We start from the raw sequence: 16,766 nt of genomic DNA on the forward strand, positions 1-16,766 counted from the left end.
AAACACGTGATGAGAAAAAAGAAATTTCGGAAAGCGGCTGCGCTTTTGCTGGCTGTAGCTGCGGCAGTGGCAGCCTTGGTTCCGTGTGCACATCCAGCCGGTGCCGCTTCACGGATCAAGGTTACTCGAGGAACGTTGTATCGTTATTCAGATTATGGTCTTGGCAGCTATCTTACTTATAAGTACACGGTATCTATGGGAGATATCACAAGTACTGCGTACTGCATTGAACCGGAAAAAGCATCCCCCTACAGCGGCGACTGGGAGGTGACACGCTTAAAGGACGGAAAAGCATTGGCAAAGGTCTGCTATTACGGAACAAAAGCATCTGGTGAAAATGGATTTTTCACCCAGTATTATCCGGAAAAATCAGCAGGGGAGCGGTTTGTAATCACCCATCTGGCGGCAGCCTATGCCTACCAGAAAGACGATGCATTTAAAGGGGCAAATACAAAAGGAAAAACTCTTGCAAAGAAACTTTATAACTACTGCCTGAAACAGCCGGATATCCCGGATGTAGACATGGAGTTTTCCGACGATGATGTAAAAGCCTATGTAAAAGGAAATATCCAGCGTACCAAAACGGTGAAATTTACGGCCGATAAGCTGCAGACTATCACAATGAAACTTCCGAAAAATGTGAAACTGGTCAACGTAACGACCGGCAATACCAGCAAGGCAGGCGTTGATGTGGAGATCAGCGGAGGTACCCAATTTTATCTGACGGCGCCGGTGGACCAGGCAGAAGAAATGAAGGGAATCTGGCAGACAAAGATGAAAGGCAGCATCACAAAGGATTATGCAGCCTATAAAGTATCCACCGGGTCTGGATCTCAGAATCTGGCCTTTGTGTTCGGGGAAGGCGTGGATAATGAGAAGTATGTAGACTTTACCGTCCGCTGGGTGCATCCATCTAAAATAGAAATCACGAAAAAGGACAATGATACCGGCAAGCCGCTGGCAGGAGCTGTATTTGGCGTGTATCAGGAAAAAGACTGTAAAACACTGCTTACAAAGATGCCGAAGACCAATACCAATGGAAAATCCGGTGTGGAGTTCTATACTGGCGAAAACACAGTTTACGTCAAGGAGCTGACCGCCCCGGCAGAATATGCCGTGGCAAAGACGGTACAGCCAGTTGGCGTTTCCGAAGAAAAAACTTCTCGGGTCAGCATCGGTGATGATCATCAGCGTTACGGTGTGGATGTCCTAGTACAGAAAACAGATAAAGGCACCGGAAAAGCGGAGGCGGAAGGTGCAGCGACGTTAAAAGATGCGGAATTCACTATGAAGTTTTATGAAAACGTGAAATCCGATGGCGATCCGGCTAAGTTCGGTGTGAGACCGACGAGAACCTGGGTATTTCGCACGGATGATAATGGAACAATTAACTATGATAAGGAACACCTGGTCAGCGGGGATGAGCTTTATACTGATCAATCCGGAAAAACGTATCTCCCGCTGGGAACACTGACCATGCAGGAAACAAAGGCTCCGGAGGGGTATAAAGCAGACAGCACCGTATACGTGCGGAATCTGAAAGCTTCTGGAATCGAAGTTGTGGCAGGGAATGTGGCAAAGGAAGCAGTCAAAGAACAGGTGCTGCGCGGAGATTTGAAACTCAGGAAGATCAGCAATGTCGGAAACAAGCCGATGGCAGAAATCCCGTTCCGAATCACATCTAAAACCACCGGTGAAAGTCATGTGATCTATACCGATGGAAATGGAAACGCATCCACAGAAGCTTCCCATGTAAAACACACCGCCCATACCAATGCAGAGAAAGCCTCTGTAGACGGTGTCTGGTTCGGTACCGATACACCGGACGAGCAGCTGGGCGCGCTTCCTTATGACACCTACACGCTGCAGGAACTGCGCTGCGAGAATAACCGCGGCACCGATCTGATTAAAAAGGAATTTTCCATCGATGACAAAACAAACGGGGCAGTGATGGTAGATTTCGGGACCTTGACGGATTATTTTGCTCAGATCAAAACGGAAGCAGTCGATCAGGAAAGCGGTACCCATTATGCAAAGGCAGATGATAACGTCACGATCATGGACACGGTTTCCTATGGCGGATTGACCAAAGGGCAGAAATATCGCCTTTCCGGCATTTTGATGGATCGCATCACCGGAAAGCCGGTGCAGTCCGCTGGAAAAGACGTTGTCTCCGAAACAGAATTTACCGCAGAAGACCGCAGCGGTACCACAAAAGTGGAATTCCATTTCAAAGGTACGGATCTGAAAGGCCATGCCGTAGTCGCTTACGAGGAGCTCTTCAAAGGGAATGAAAGCTATGCGGAACACAAAAAACTGACAGATGAAGGACAGACAGTCTATTTTCCAGAGGTGCATACCACCGCATCTGACGCAAAGACCGGTACCCATACTTCCTGTACATCAAAATCAGTAACACTGACCGATCAGGTGGCTTATCGGGGACTGGCTACAGGAAAGACCTATACCTTAAGCGGAACACTAATGGATAAAAAAACCGGGAAAGCCATTTTGGTCAATGGAAAACCAGTAACCGCAGAGCGGAAATTTATTCCGGAGCATACGGACGGAACAGCATCTCTTACTTTCGCATTCGACGGCAGTGCACTGGCTGGGAAAACAACGGTGGTATTTGAAAAGATTTACCACGAAGGCACAGAAGTTGCTGTGCATGCAGATCTGAAAGATGCGGATCAGACGATTCACTTCCCGAAAATTCACACCACTGCATGGGATCAGGCAGACGGTGACCACAAAGTGAAGGCGGAAAAGAAAACCGTAGTCATTGATACGGTAAATTACTCTAATTTGACCGCCGGAAAAGAATACAAAGTTTCAGGAACCCTGATGGACAAAAAGACTGGAAAACCAGTTCAGAAGGATGGAAAACCGATAACGGCCAAAACAAGTTTCAAGGCGGAGAAAACTTTTGGTTCTGAGGAGGTGAAATTTGTATTCAATTCCTTGGATCTGGAAGGCCATTCCACCGTTGTATTTGAAAAACTTTATGAAGCCGGTAAGGAAATCGCCATGCATGAGGATCTGAAGGATAAAGGACAGACGGTCGATGTGGAAACCACACATCATCATCCGACAGCGAAAACAGAATTCTATGATTCCGGATCTATCAGCCATCCGAAGACTGGAGATCGCAAACTTCCGGTTGGTTCTATGGCAGCGCTGATCGGTGCGGCAGCAATGCTCACCGGCCTTGCGGCATATCGCCTGAAGAAACGGGGATAGTGAAGGAAATGGACATGCATTCAAGGAAATACGATCTAGGCATGTCGTAAGAAAACAGAACACAGGGGGTTAAAGCAGAAAAAAATCATGATGAAAGGGGAGCATAAAATCCCCTTTTATTTTATTACGGATGTCAAGGATGAAAAATCATTTGCTAACATCGTGGAGAAATAATCATTTTGAATCTATGCTCTGAAGGAGTCGGAACATAAATTCACAAAAAAGATGGAGGAAAAAATTTATGAATCAGACAATGGACAAATTAAATGAACAGAAGAATGAGTTACTTGCAGTGGATACGAGAGGACTGGCAGCTATGCTTTCCTGCGGTATGGGAACAGCAAGAAAAATCGGAGAAGACGCAGGCGCGAAGATCATCATAGGCCGAAGGGTCTTATTTTCAGTCAGCAAAATCAAAAAGTATCTGGAGATCATGGCTGAATAAGGAAATGGATAGAATTTCCAAAAGAAAAATATCCTGTCAGTACGGAATGCTTGGAAGAATTCTCAAGCTCTTATCCGAGAGAACTGGAGTCATTCCGGCTGACAGGAATCAGAAAGAAGGAATGATAGGATGGCAAGACAGAGAAGGACAGATAATAAAGGACGAAGGCTGAAGGAAGGAGAGTATTATCGAAATGATGGACGCTATTCCTACCGATATACGGATAAACAGACGGGGAAACGGACTGGTTTTTACGCTTCGACACTTCTGGAACTCCGGGAAAAGGAAAAGAAGCTGCAGAGAGACTTGGAAGACAGGCTTCTGACAGACAGTGTAATCCGGCAGATGACGGTAAATACACTGTTTGATCGATACATGGCGACAAAAAAATTAAAGGAAAGTACCAGAGAAAATTATCTGGCCACATGGAATAATCATGTAAAGAATGATCTTGGACTGATGAAGGTACTTCAGGTCCGTCCGTCTCATATAAAACTCTTTTATTCTAATATGTCAAAAGCCGGATACTCGAGAAGTATGATCACGCTTGTACATAATCTGCTTTATCCGGCATTTGAAATGGCAGTGGATGATGACATGATCCGTAAAAATCCTGCAAAAAAGGGAGTCAGTGATTATGGCATTCCCCCGGTAGCAAGGAAGGCTCTGACGCCTAGTCAGCAGGAAAGACTGTTAGCGTATACAAAAAAGAGTACAATCTATAATGTCTATTATCCGGTTCTGATTATAATGATCGGAACTGGTATGCGTGTAGGTGAACTGATCGGTCTGACATGGAAGGATGTGAATATGAGGAAACGCGAAATTCATGTTACGACGCAGTTAATCTATAAAAATTATGGAGATGGCTTTAAGTTTCACGAGTCAAAGCCGAAGACAAATGCCGGAATCCGTACGATCCCAATGAGTAATGATGTGTACCAGGCATTTGTTGAACAGAAGAAAATGAATTTTCTGCGTGGAATCCGTGGAGACTATCAGATAGGAGAACGGGCGGATTTTATCTTCGTAGCCAAAACCGGAAGACCATTGATGCCGGCAGCGATTAATGCATTTCTGGACCACATTGTAAAAGCTTTTAATAAAGAAGAAGAAGCTGCCGCTGTCAGGGAAAACAGAGAACCGGACCTGATGCCGCATATTTCCGCTCATACACTTCGGCATACCGGATGTACGAGAATGGCAGAGCAGGGGCTGGATATGAAGGTTGTTCAGTATCTGATGGGGCACGCAAATATTGATGTTACGATGCAGGTGTACAATCACATTACAGAGCAGAACCGGGTGCGAAAGGAGGTCGCAAAGCTGACTACATGGAAGGTTGTGTAACTGGAGTCAAATAGGAGTCAAAACACCAGATTTTCAGTTCTTTTGAAAAAACAAAAATTGGATATCGCTGAAACCCGCATAACAAAAGGGTTTCAGGTACATAACAAATATTTTTTAAATAATCAGCACTCACCGCTTGACAGTGCTAACAACGTGTGCTATAACATATATAGCAAGAGGGAAAGGAAGAAAAAAGAAAAGCCCTCTTGTTCCGATAGATGTAACAAGAAGAAATGAGCAAACAGAAAGAAGGAATGATTTATGTTATTCACACCTAGTATTTTTAGAAACACTTTTGCTGACAATGTATTTGATGACTTCTTTAATGACCAGTTCTGGACACCGGCTTCCGGAACCCCATACAATACGATGAATACAGATATCAAAGAGACCGACGGTGGCTATCAGATTGAGATGGAACTTCCGGGCTTCGCGAAAGAAGATGTCAGCGCTCAGCTGAAGGACGGATATCTGACCGTTACAGCCACTCATTCTGAGAATAAGGATGAGAAAGATGACAAAAATGAGAAATATATCCGCAGAGAGCGTTATTCCGGCCATTATCAGAGAAGCTTCTATGTAGGCGATGAGATTACGGATGCGGATGTTAAGGCATCCTTCAAAGATGGTATCCTGACCGTTGCCATCCCGAAAAAAGAGCCGAAGAAACCGGAAGTAGAAGACGCGAAATACATTTCGATTGAAGGCTGATCCAAAGCCTGTGCGTGAGGCATCGTACCCGCAGCGGCGGGACAGGAAAGCCTGACCAGATCAGAGATCTGCCCGGCGCGGCCTGCGGGCCGCGCGGCTGGGGCAGACGGAAGCCGACGAGGGTGCGAGCCCCTTTTACGATAGAATGCAGAATAATTCAATCTCCCTTTTGGAAATTTTTACATAGACGAACCATATGACCATCCTCAGACACACAGCTGTGTGCCTGCACATACTGAGATTCAAAAAGAACCGGAACTTCATCGGTCCATCACCCGGACCGGAAGTTCCGGTTCTTTTTATCTGCACAGGCCCTGAGACGTCAGCCGCCGCAGCGCAGCCTTGGGTACGGGAGCCGAAGGCCCCGGTTCTGTGCATTCTGACGATTTTTCTGGATATATTACAAGACACTTACATGTATTTTACCTATTTTATATTTATGTGAGACTTTGGTAAAGAAAGGTGCTATGATTAGAACGGTGAAATATCATTAGGGAGGATACACATGACACTGGTGGATGTTTTTTCGCTTCTTGGAGGCGTGGGACTGTTTCTGTTTGGTATGACGATTATGTCATCCGGACTGAAAAACGCGTGTGGGGATAATCTCCAGAATATTCTGGAAAAAGCCACAAAAAATAAAATCATTGCGGTACTGGTAGGTCTGGGCATGACGATGCTGATCCAGAGCTCCTCCGCTACGGATGTGATGGTCATCGGATTCGTGAATTCCGCGATGATGAATCTGTCCCAGGCCATCGGCGTAATCATGGGCGCGAATATCGGTACGACGATTACCGCGCAGATTACCGCGTTTAATATCGGGGCCTACGCGCCGGTGATTCTGTTTGGCGGCGCGGTTCTGTATCTGTTTATTTCCAGAAATCTGGTCAAATATATCGGTGAGATCCTGATGGGATTCGGTATGCTGTTTTTCGGCATTTCCGTAATGAAGGAAGCGATTATTCCGCTGTCCAAGACCCAGGGATTTATTAATTTCCTGACAGGACTGAGCAATCCGTTCCTGGCGATTTTATTTGGTGTCGGCTTTACGGCCCTGCTGCAGAGTTCGTCTTCGTCTACGGTTATTTTTCAGGCTTTTGCCATCCAGGGGATGCTGGACTACCACACAGCCGTTTACCTGGTGATCGGCGCGGCCATCGGTTCCGTGACACCGAACCTGCTGGCGTCTCTGACGACCAACCGCAACGGCAAACGATGCGCCATTCTGAACCTGCTCTTTAACGTGATCCGGGCCGGTATCCTGGTGGCGCTCATCAACTGTTTCCCGGTGCTGCTGGATTTGATCCAGGGACTGTCCCCCAACGATGTGGGACGTCAGATCGCGAATACCCACACTATTTTCGCGATTGTGGCGGTTCTGATCGAACTGCCGTTTACGGAAAAAATTATTCGCCTGTCGGAGAAAATCATCCCGATCCGGGAGGAAGAAAACGAAAAACTGGAAGACCGCAAGCTGCAGTATATGATCGGTATGGGCAAAATGCCCGTCAGCATGGCAGTGGCACAGGCCCATCGGGAAGTGGTCCGCATGGGGCGCATCGCGGCACGGAATCTGAAGGATTCCATGGACTGCTTCTTCCATTATGATACGGAACTGGCGGAAAAAGTGCGGATCCGGGAAGAAAGCGTCAATATTCTGAACCATACCATCGCGGATGCCATGGTACAGCTGCGCACACTGGATTTAACCCAGATCAATCTGCGGCAGGTATCCAATATGACCATCGCGATTTCCGATATCGAGCGTCTGTCGGATCATGCGGAAAATATTGTGGAATATGTCGAGGAAATGAGGCGCAACAAAGCGGAGCTGTCAGATACAGCCATCGCGGAACTGCGCCATATGGCAGAAGACGCCATGCATGCTGTCAATCTGTCCCTGGATATCTTTGAAACCGAGGATTACGGCATGCTGCATCAGATTGAATCACTGGAAAACGCAGTCGATCATCAGGAAGCCGAACTGATCCACAATCATGTGGAACGGCTGATGGAAGAAAAATGCAACCCGGTGGCCGGCGTGATTTTCACCGACATGGTTACTGCACTGGAGCGGTGCGCGGATCATGCCATCAATCTGGCCTACGCCCTGAAAGAACGCCCGGCGGATTATGAACCGGCCTGATCCGGCGCCGCGGCCTTGCGGGAAATGCTGCTTTCGCCTTGCGGGAAAACTGCTTTTTGCCCTGCGGAAAATACCGTCTTTCGTTCTGGGGCTTATTCGCCGATGATGTCCCGCAGCATCTGAAACATGCGCTGCACATCATCGCCTTCATTGGCTTCGTAGTGTTTTTTCATCAGAAGGAACTGATCATCATCCAGATAGATCACCAGATCATAGCTTTCAATGGTGGTGGTACTGGAAGCGTCCTGCTTTCCTTCCGCCCCATTGATGCCCACGTTGTCCGAAGAGGATACCCGGGTCTTTCCCACGTGGGTTTTGGTGGTGGTGATCGTTTTGGTGTTGGTGTTTAAATCCGCGCCGATGATATCTTTGTATTCAATATAATAGGTGCGGTGCCCGTCCGCGAATTCCAGGATCTGATCGCCGGAATCGAAGCTGATTTCGTCAAATTCCGTTTCCGGTGTAAAGAACAGCGCCTTGCCTGTCAGACAGTTTTTGATGTCATGATACAGGTGGAAGAAGGTATCGGAATCCTTCTTGGAAAAGGTGATGCTGCCGGATTTTTTGTAGGCCGGGTGGGCGCCGGCGCGCTTGTCTTTTAAGTCTTTTTCCCAGATGCCGATTTCCCGGGTGCCCATCATGCGGTCCTCGCAGGTGTAGGTCAGCAGTGTGGAAGCGCCGTCCAATACGAATTCATCATGGCGGCGTTTGTATTCCAGGATCAGATTTTCCTCATCGTAGGCCAGGACGGTATTTTTGCCGTCGTTGTAAATGTTTTTCGCCAGCGCCTGGATCCGCTGTGCCTCGATGACATCATCATCGGAACGTTCAATCTTTGTGTCAGAATTTCTGTTAAATAATCCCATAAGATAAGCCTCCTTTCGCTTCGTGCTGCATTCATTATATCTCGATTGCGCCGGTGCGAACAGAATCAGCTCTTTAATTTTTGTAAAAAAACAGTAAAAATAAAAATCCCCTTGACTTATACCAAACATATGATAATATATTCATATGAAATTATGCTCATATGAATATGGAAGGAGGAGCGCGGTGAATCGAGAAGAGATACATCGGATTCATGAGATTGACGAAGCGAAGCTCAGTGATCTGGCAGAATTGTTTAAGATGTTCGGGGATACGACCCGGGTGAAAATTCTGTATGATCTGTTCAGCGGCGAGAAGAGCGTCAGCGAGATTACCGAGGATCTGGATATGAACCAGTCCGCGATTTCACATCAGCTGAAGATCTTAAAGACTGCGAAGCTGATCCGTTCCCGCCGGGAAGGGAAGGCGATGATCTATTCCCTGGCGGATGATCATGTGAAGACGATTATACTGATGGGTAAAGAACATATTGAAGAGTAAGAAAGAGCAATAAAAAGAGCAATAAGGAGCAAGGAAGGGAGAAACATCATGAGAAAGACGTATACAATGGAAGATCTGGACTGCGCAAACTGCGCGGCAAAGATGGAGGCGGCAATTAAAAAAATCGACGGAGTCCGGGAGGCGAGCGTCAGCTTTATGACACAGAAACTGATCATCGAAGCAGATGAAGAGCGGTTTGACGAAATCATGAAACAGGCGCAGAAGGCAGTGTCCCGGGTGGATCGGGATTGTTCCATCCTGTTGTAAACAGCGGGAGCGGAGCAGAAAAGATCGAAACAGACATATAGATCGGAGCAGTCAACAGGCTCTGAGCGATCAACAGGCTCGGAACAGAAAAAATCAAAGCAGATGAAAGGAAATTCGGCAGAACCGGTGGAAAGAACGGTGCCGGGGATGCGCCGCATCCGGCCGAGGGAAATGAGAGAATGATGAAACTGACAAAAAAGCAGAAACGGGAACTGAAACGTATTCTTACCGCGGCAGGGATCTTTTTTGCCCTGCTGATACTGGCGCGTATATCGGAAGCCTCCGGCTGGGCGGAACTGTTTTTCCGGAACCGGTGGGTGATGCTGGGGTGCTATCTGGTGCCGTTTTTGATCGTAGGCTGGCCGGTGGTCCGGGGCGCGGCCCATGGGATTGCCAACGGACAGGTCTTTGACGAGGAATTTCTTATGACCCTGGCAGCTATCGGGGCGTTTGCTACCGGAGAAAACGCGGAAGCAGCCGCGGTTATGCTGTTCTATCAGGTGGGAGAGTTTTTCCAGAGCTATGCGGTCAATAAGTCCAGACGCTCCATTCGCGAATTGATGGATATCGCCCCGGCGGAAGCGGTCCGGGAGCGGTTTGATGGCACAACGGAAGTCATTGATCCGTCGCAGGTGGAGATCGGGGATATTCTGCTGATCCGGCCGGGAGAAAAAGTGCCGGTGGACGGCAGAGTGACAGAAGGCAGCAGCCTGGTGGATACGGCGGCACTGACCGGCGAGCCGGTGCCCCGCAGCGTAAAACCGGGAGATACCATTATTTCCGGCTGTATTAACGGGGACGGACTGCTGCGGGTCTGTGCGGAGAAAAAATACGCGGATTCTACGGTGGCCAGGATTCTGGAACTGGTGGAAAATGCTTCCGCGCGAAAGTCCCGGACAGAGAATTTCATCACGCGGTTTGCCCGGTATTACACACCGGTGGTTGTGCTGGCGGCTGTGGTACTGGCGTTTGTACCGCCGATTTTTGCGGGAAATCTCCTGCAGTGGATCTACCGTGCCTGCACATTTCTGGTAATTTCCTGCCCCTGCGCCCTGGTGATTTCCGTACCGATGGCATTTTTCGGCGGAATCGGCGCGGCCTCCGGTATGGGAATTCTGGTAAAAGGATCCAATTTCCTGGAGCAGATGGCCCGTCTGGATACAATCGTGACGGACAAGACCGGCACGCTGACCCGGGGCGAGTTCCGGGTGACCCGGGTGATCGCGGCGGAAGGCACCGAACAGGAAGTGCTTCGTACCGCTGCGGCCGCGGAACGCGGCTCTACGCACCCCATTGCTGCATCAATCTGCGCGGCCTGTGAAGCGGAAGAGGGAGAGGCAGCGGTATCCGCGGTGGAGAATATCAGCGGAAAGGGAATCCGGGCGGTCATTGACGGCGCGGAAATCCTGGTGGGCAGTGAAAAACTGCTGGAAGAGCGCGGCATACCGGTACCCGCAGTGGACAGCGGCGCGGCTACCGTGGCCCATGTGGCCCGAAACGGCCGCTGGATGGGTACGATCCTGATTTCTGATACGGTGAAACCGGAAGCGGCGGAAGCGATCCGTGAACTGAAGCAGGAAGGCGTCGGCAAAGTGGTGATGCTTACGGGCGACCGGAAGGAAACCGGCGAGGCAGTCGGACGGATGCTGGGCCTGGATCATGTCTATACCGAGCTGCTGCCTGGGGATAAAGTCCGCCAGGTGGAAGCGCTGCTGACACAGCAGAACGACCGGCAGACCCTGGCTTTTGTGGGCGACGGCACCAATGACGCGCCGGTGCTGTCCCGGGCGGACATCGGCATCGCCATGGGTGTGATGGGATCAGATGCGGCTATTGAGGCGGCGGATATCGTAATTATGGATGACGATCTGCTGCGGCTGCCTGTGGTGGTGCGGATTGCCCGCCGGACCCTGTTCATAGCCAAACAGAATATTGTATTTGCCCTGGCGGTGAAAATCCTGATTCTGATTCTGGGAGCCCTGGGCCTGGCCAATATGTGGGCCGCTGTGTTCGCGGATGTGGGCGTGGCCATCATCTGTATTCTGAATGCCATGCGCACGCTGGCAAAGCGCCGCTACAGGAGCCGTACCGAGGAAAAGGGGCAGCCGGTGAAGGAAGCCGCTGTAAGTAAAACCGAATAGAACCCGATAGAAACCGAACAGGAATCAAATAAAAACGCATCGAACCGAACAGGAACCGAATAAAAACGCATAAAGAAACGCATAGAAAAAGCTGCCGATGGGCAGCTTTTTCTGATAGGGAGATTGAGTTATGAAAATGTTTATCTAATATTGGAGTGGTTATCTTGCTTGCAGGATTATAGTACCGAAAATATGTGAGCAAATTATGACAGAATTCTAAAAAACTCGGAAAGGAATCATGAAATAAAAATGCATCAATTCTAAACAATGTATAAACATAAGTACAAAGCCGGAAAAAGCGGAATGCCGTGGCCGGGCCGGGGCAGAGAAGAGAAATTAATTGTACGCAATTTATGTTATTGACATCTAACCATTGTTGTGCTAGTATGACCTAAGTAACAGGAAACTTCCCAATCTTTGCATGCCATAAGGCGGAAAGACAGGATCAGATGTGAATGTACCGGAAAAGAGGGGTGTTATGCCTTTAACTATGACAAACCAGGGTGAAACCTGCAGAATCGTCCGTATCGGAGGAAATGATAAAGTCAGAAGACATCTGGAGAATCTGGGATTTGCAGTCGGCACGGAAGTGACAGTGGTATCCAGAGTGTCAGGCAGCTTTATTGTGAATGTGAAGGGGAGCCGTGTGGCTCTCGGAAAAGAACTTGTTTCAAAAATATTTATTTAAATTCTGACAGCTGATTCCCGTGGGAACAGCTGTGAAAGGCGGAAGAGTTATGAAGACATTACGTGAGGCGCAGGTAGGCGAGACGGTCACGGTAAAGAAAGTGAACGGCGCCGGACCGGTGCGCAGAAGAATTATGGATATGGGAATCACCAAAGGGATTGAGGTCTACATCCGGAAAGTGGCTCCGCTGGGGGATCCGGTAGAGGTTACGATCCGCGGGTATGAACTTTCCATCCGTAAAAATGACGCGGAGATGATTCTTGTGGGATAATTTTTTGACTAAAAGTTAGAATAAACTAATAATAATTATCTGAGAAAAATCAAAGTTAAGAAATGTTAATATAAAAAGTAAGGAGTGAAACATGTCTATTCGAATCGCTCTGGCAGGCAATCCGAACAGCGGAAAAACCACACTGTTCAATGCCCTGACCGGATCCAATCAGTACGTCGGCAACTGGCCGGGCGTTACGGTAGAAAAAAAGGAAGGCAGACTGAAGTCAGACCGTCAGGTGAAAATCGGGGATACCCCGGGAATCTATTCCCTGTCCCCTTATACACTGGAAGAAGTGGTGGCTCGGAATTACCTGCTGCAGGAACGGCCGGAAGTCATTCTCAATATCATTGACGGAACGAATATCGAGCGAAATCTCTATCTGACCACACAGCTGATGGAGCTGGGGATCCCGGTGATCCTTGCCGTGAATATGATGGATGCGGTAGAGAAAAACGGCGATACCATTGATATGAAAAAGCTGGGAGATGCCTTTGGTACAGTGGCGGTCCCGATTTCGGCGCTGAAGGGCACCGGTATTCAGAAAGCGGCACAGCTGGCGATGGAGACAGCGAAAAAGCATAAGGTATATCACTGCAGACACCATTTTTCGGAACCGGTGGAAGCGGCCATTGAACAGGTGGAAGGCGCGATTGGCACGGCAGTTCCCGAAGAACAGAAGCGGTTCTTTGCCATCAAACTCCTGGAAAACGATGAAAAAATCCGCGAAGAGTATGCAGGTTTACCGGATGTCAGCGAAGAAATCGAGACACTGGAGAAGGCATTTGACGATGATGTGGAAAGCATCATTGCCAATGAACGGTACCAGGTGGTCAGCGATGTGATTGACGGATGCCTGACACGCAGGAATAAGGAAAAACTGACGGTGTCTGACCGGATCGACCGGGTGGTAACCAACCGCATTGCTGCCCTTCCGATTTTTGCGGGCATCATGATTCTGGTGTATGTGCTCTCCGTGACTACGGTGGGCGGAATCCTGACAGACTGGGTAAATGACGGCGTGTTCGGGACGGATGGCTGGAATCTGTTCGGCAATCCGAATCTGCATGTGGGCTCCCTGCCGCCGCTGGTGGATGCCGGCCTGGATGCCATCAACTGCGCGCCGTGGCTCCATAGTCTGATCGTGAATGGAATCATTGCCGGCGTAGGCGCGGTTCTCGGCTTTGTGCCTCAGATTCTGGTGCTGTTTGCGTGCCTGGCATTCCTGGAGTCCTGTGGATATATGGCCAGGGTTGCGTTTATTATGGACCGGATCTTCCGGAAGTTTGGGCTGTCCGGCAAATCCTTTATTCCGATTCTGATCGGAACCGGATGCGGCGTGCCCGGTATCATGTCTTCCAGAACCATTGAAAACGACCGGGACCGGAAGATGACCATTATGACAACCACATTTATTCCCTGCAGCGCGAAACTGCCGATTATTGCCCTGATTGCCGGCGCGTTCTTCGGAAACGCGTGGTGGGTGGCTCCGTCTGCTTACTTTATCGGCGGTGCGGCCATCGTATGCTCGGGAATCCTTTTAAAGAAATTCCGTGCCTTTGCCGGTGAGCCGGCTCCCTTTGTCATGGAGCTTCCTTCCTATCATATGCCGACCGCGGGAACCATCCTCCGGTCCATGTGGGAGCGCGGATTCTCCTTTATCAAAAAGGCAGGTACGGTCATCCTGCTGGCGACCATTCTGATCTGGGCGCTGTCCAGCTTCGGAGTCGTAAACGGCACCTGGCAGATGCTGGATTCTGTGGACATGGAGAACAGCATCCTGGCAATGATCGGGCACAGGATCGCGATTATCTTCCGGCCGCTGGGCTGGGGCAACTGGAAATTCGCGGTTGCGGCAATTACCGGTCTGATGGCAAAGGAAAATGTAGTAGGTACCTTCGGTATCCTGTTCGGACATATGGACAGCGTGGCAGAAGACGGCACGGAAGTGTGGGCGGCTGTACGGACAGCAGTCGTTCCCCTGGCGGCCTATTCCTACATGGTATTCAACTTGCTGTGCGCGCCGTGCTTTGCCGCCATGGGAGCGATCCGCAGAGAGATGAACAATCCAAAGTGGTTCCTGGCAGCAATCGGCTATCAGTGCCTGCTGGCCTATGGCGCGGCCCTGTGCATTTACCAGATCGGCATGCTCACCCAGGGCGTGTTCGGTGTAGGCACCGTAGTGGCTTTCGCGATTGTGGCCCTGTTCATTTATCTCCTGGTGCGTCCTTATAAGGATGTGGATGACATGGGGGTCAGCCATCTGTCCATAGACGCGAATTAAACGGAACTGTAAATTTTTCCGGAAAACGGGCAGAAACCGAAAATCTGTGATAGAATCTGTATGGAAAAGGAGGCTTGCAATATGGCTGGAACAATTATTATCGCAGCTGCGCTGGCAGCCGCAGTGACACTGATTATTCGTTCGATGATCAAAGACCGGAAGGCCGGAAAGAGCCTTCAGTGCGGCATGAACTGCAGTGAATGCCGCAAGGGCGGCGGATGCTGCCACTGACCGGATCCCGCAAAACAGCGGCGGCTGTCCCGGCGCGCTGCCGGGCAGCCGCTGCAGGAAGTGAAAGCTTTCCTGACAGCGGCCTGGTCAGAGAAAAAATATAAGCGGCGGTGCGGGACTGCGGAATGCAGACGTGCCGCTTTGGGAAAAATCCGGCGGAATCGCCGGATTTTTTGCTGTGCCGCCGGATTTTTTGCTGTGCCGCTGGATTTTTATCGCTTCTGCCGCCGGATTTTTTGCTGTGCCGCTGGATTTTTATCGCTTCTGCCGCCGGAAGATTGAAAAAAGCTTCGGAAACTGTCATAATAGACCGGGTTTTTGAAGAGAGGATTTTTAACCATAAATACATTGTAGTAGAAAAGAGGATTCTTTATGCTGATAAAGACAATTGAAGAGATGGAGCAGGATACCCGGGAAAAGCTGATCCTGGATATCCGCAAACCGGAAGATTATGCCCGGGAGACATATCCCGGGGCGCAGTCCATGTACTGGGAAATGTTTGATCCGGAGACCGCGGATCTGCCCAAAGACCGGCCCATTTACCTGATCTGCTATACCGGACAGAAGAGTGAAGATCTGGCGGATGAGCTGCAGGAGGCCGGATACGAAGCCTACAGCATCAAACAGGGCTACCGTGCCTGGATCAGCCGGAAACTGCACTTATCCAGCGGGGATCCCGTGCTGCAGCAGGAGCGCTGCCGGGAGATCGAACGCAGTATACAGAAGAAATTCCGGAAAGAAATCTGGAGAAAATTCACCAAGGCCATCAATACCTATGACCTGATTCAGGACGGGGACCGGATCGCGGTCTGCATTTCCGGCGGAAAGGATTCCATGCTAATGGCCAAGTGTTTTCAGGAGCTGGCCCGGCACGGGAAGAAAAATTTTGAGACCGTATTCCTGGTAATGAATCCTGGGTACAATGAACTCAACGCCAGGACCGTGGAAGAAAATGCCCGCCTTCTGCATGTGCCCATTACGGTCTTTCGGTCGGAAATCTTTGATATCGTGGCAGACCAGCCGGACTCTCCCTGCTATCTCTGCGCCCGCATGCGCCGGGGGCACCTCTATGCCAAGGCAAAGGAACTGGGCTGCAACAAGATTGCCCTGGGACACCATTTTGATGATGTGATCGAGACCATCCTGATGGGCATGCTGTACAGCGGCCAGATTCAGACCATGATGCCGAAGCTGCACAGCACCAATTTTGAAGGCATGGAACTGATCCGCCCGATGTATCTGATCCGGGAGGAGGATATCCGGCGGTGGCGGGACAGCAATCATCTGAATTTTATCGCCTGCGCCTGCCGCCTCACCGAGAGCTGCGCATCCTGCGGCGGGACGGAGCAGGGCTCCAAGCGGGCAGAGATCAAGGCCCTGATCGCCGACCTGCACCGGCAGAATCCGTTTGTGGAAAAGAATATTTTCCGCAGTGTGGAAAATGTCAATCTGAAGACCATTATTGCCTATAAAAAAGACGGGGTCCGCCACAGTTTTCTGGACGAGTATGAGAAGGAAAGCTGAGACTGCCGCAGTTCTCCCGATCGCGGAATATCGGCGGGAAATGTACAGATACTGCGCGCTGAAACGGGAATAACTCAAGTGATTTTCGAAGAAAAAC

Annotated in this window: 14 protein-coding genes; 13 read left to right on the forward strand and 1 reads right to left on the reverse strand. The window is 49.7% G+C overall.

The features are described 5' to 3' along the window. Positions 1-9: 9 nt before the first annotated feature. From CXIVA_RS06545 to CXIVA_RS06570, 5 genes are all read left to right on the forward strand, one after another. Positions 10-3,243, forward strand: coding sequence for a VaFE repeat-containing surface-anchored protein (locus CXIVA_RS06545; protein WP_013977217.1), 3,234 nt, complete (start codon positions 10-12; stop codon positions 3,241-3,243). Between the two features lie 241 nt (positions 3,244-3,484). Then, the gene (locus CXIVA_RS06550; protein ID WP_013977218.1) at positions 3,485-3,688 is read left to right on the forward strand and encodes a hypothetical protein; all 204 of its coding nucleotides are present in this window, start codon (positions 3,485-3,487) and stop codon (positions 3,686-3,688) included. A 129-nt stretch (positions 3,689-3,817) separates the two neighbouring features. Then, entirely contained in the window at positions 3,818-5,038 is a 1,221-nt protein-coding gene (locus CXIVA_RS06555) for a tyrosine-type recombinase/integrase (RefSeq protein ID WP_013977219.1), read from the forward strand. A 261-nt stretch (positions 5,039-5,299) separates the two neighbouring features. Beyond that, entirely contained in the window at positions 5,300-5,749 is a 450-nt protein-coding gene (locus CXIVA_RS06560; protein WP_013977220.1) for an Hsp20/alpha crystallin family protein, read from the forward strand. 505 nt (positions 5,750-6,254) lie between these two features. Continuing rightward, positions 6,255-7,898, forward strand: coding sequence for a Na/Pi symporter (locus tag CXIVA_RS06570; RefSeq protein ID WP_013977221.1), 1,644 nt, complete (start codon positions 6,255-6,257; stop codon positions 7,896-7,898). A 92-nt stretch (positions 7,899-7,990) separates the two neighbouring features. On the opposite strand, the gene CXIVA_RS06575 is transcribed toward CXIVA_RS06570, so the two are convergent. Further along, on the reverse strand, positions 7,991-8,764 hold the full coding sequence (locus CXIVA_RS06575; RefSeq protein ID WP_013977222.1) for a hypothetical protein: 774 nt from the start codon (positions 8,762-8,764) through the stop codon (positions 7,991-7,993). A gap of 184 nt (positions 8,765-8,948) precedes the next feature. Between CXIVA_RS06575 and CXIVA_RS06580 the strand changes: the two genes are divergently transcribed. The 8 genes from CXIVA_RS06580 (at position 8,949) to CXIVA_RS06620 (ending at position 16,669) form a co-directional block, all read left to right on the forward strand. After that, a complete protein-coding gene (locus CXIVA_RS06580; RefSeq protein ID WP_013977223.1) occupies positions 8,949-9,263 on the forward strand; it encodes a metalloregulator ArsR/SmtB family transcription factor in 315 nt (104 codons plus the stop codon). 48 nt (positions 9,264-9,311) lie between these two features. Continuing rightward, on the forward strand, positions 9,312-9,530 hold the full coding sequence (locus tag CXIVA_RS06585) for a cation transporter (RefSeq protein ID WP_013977224.1): 219 nt from the start codon (positions 9,312-9,314) through the stop codon (positions 9,528-9,530). 188 nt (positions 9,531-9,718) lie between these two features. Then, entirely contained in the window at positions 9,719-11,671 is a 1,953-nt protein-coding gene (locus tag CXIVA_RS06590; RefSeq protein ID WP_083835061.1) for a heavy metal translocating P-type ATPase, read from the forward strand. 478 nt (positions 11,672-12,149) lie between these two features. Beyond that, complete coding sequence (locus CXIVA_RS06595) at positions 12,150-12,359, forward strand: FeoA family protein (protein ID WP_013977226.1); 210 nt, start codon at positions 12,150-12,152, stop codon at positions 12,357-12,359. Positions 12,360-12,408: 49 nt separating this feature from the next. Continuing rightward, entirely contained in the window at positions 12,409-12,630 is a 222-nt protein-coding gene (locus CXIVA_RS06600; protein WP_013977227.1) for a ferrous iron transport protein A, read from the forward strand. A gap of 91 nt (positions 12,631-12,721) precedes the next feature. Further along, complete coding sequence (feoB, locus tag CXIVA_RS06605) at positions 12,722-14,914, forward strand: ferrous iron transport protein B (RefSeq protein WP_013977228.1); 2,193 nt, start codon at positions 12,722-12,724, stop codon at positions 14,912-14,914. 81 nt (positions 14,915-14,995) lie between these two features. Continuing rightward, the gene (locus tag CXIVA_RS13840) at positions 14,996-15,145 is read left to right on the forward strand and encodes a FeoB-associated Cys-rich membrane protein (protein ID WP_013977229.1); all 150 of its coding nucleotides are present in this window, start codon (positions 14,996-14,998) and stop codon (positions 15,143-15,145) included. Between the two features lie 372 nt (positions 15,146-15,517). Further along, positions 15,518-16,669: an ATP-binding protein gene (locus CXIVA_RS06620; protein WP_013977230.1), complete on the forward strand. Its 1,152-nt coding sequence runs from the start codon at positions 15,518-15,520 to the stop codon at positions 16,667-16,669. Positions 16,670-16,766 lie beyond the last annotated feature (97 nt).

The sequence above is a fragment of the Clostridium sp. SY8519 genome, assembly GCF_000270305.1.
In the GTDB taxonomy this organism is placed as follows: Bacteria; Bacillota; Clostridia; order Lachnospirales; family Lachnospiraceae; genus SY8519.

What these genes read in the sequence shown, in the direction of transcription:
- CXIVA_RS06555 (WP_013977219.1), top strand. Translation starts at nt 3,818, where the DNA reads ATGGCAAGACAGAGAAGGACAGATAATAAAGGACGAAGGCTGAAGGAA.
- CXIVA_RS06545 (WP_013977217.1), top strand. Translation starts at nt 10, where the DNA reads ATGAGAAAAAAGAAATTTCGGAAAGCGGCTGCGCTTTTGCTGGCTGTA.
- CXIVA_RS06585 (WP_013977224.1), top strand. Translation starts at nt 9,312, where the DNA reads ATGAGAAAGACGTATACAATGGAAGATCTGGACTGCGCAAACTGCGCG.
- CXIVA_RS13840 (WP_013977229.1), top strand. Translation starts at nt 14,996, where the DNA reads ATGGCTGGAACAATTATTATCGCAGCTGCGCTGGCAGCCGCAGTGACA.
- CXIVA_RS06575 (WP_013977222.1), bottom strand. Translation starts at nt 8,764, where the DNA reads ATGGGATTATTTAACAGAAATTCTGACACAAAGATTGAACGTTCCGAT.
- CXIVA_RS06560 (WP_013977220.1), top strand. Translation starts at nt 5,300, where the DNA reads ATGTTATTCACACCTAGTATTTTTAGAAACACTTTTGCTGACAATGTA.
- CXIVA_RS06600 (WP_013977227.1), top strand. Translation starts at nt 12,409, where the DNA reads ATGAAGACATTACGTGAGGCGCAGGTAGGCGAGACGGTCACGGTAAAG.
- feoB (WP_013977228.1), top strand. Translation starts at nt 12,722, where the DNA reads ATGTCTATTCGAATCGCTCTGGCAGGCAATCCGAACAGCGGAAAAACC.
- CXIVA_RS06620 (WP_013977230.1), top strand. Translation starts at nt 15,518, where the DNA reads ATGCTGATAAAGACAATTGAAGAGATGGAGCAGGATACCCGGGAAAAG.
- CXIVA_RS06595 (WP_013977226.1), top strand. Translation starts at nt 12,150, where the DNA reads ATGCCTTTAACTATGACAAACCAGGGTGAAACCTGCAGAATCGTCCGT.
- CXIVA_RS06550 (WP_013977218.1), top strand. Translation starts at nt 3,485, where the DNA reads ATGAATCAGACAATGGACAAATTAAATGAACAGAAGAATGAGTTACTT.
- CXIVA_RS06570 (WP_013977221.1), top strand. Translation starts at nt 6,255, where the DNA reads ATGACACTGGTGGATGTTTTTTCGCTTCTTGGAGGCGTGGGACTGTTT.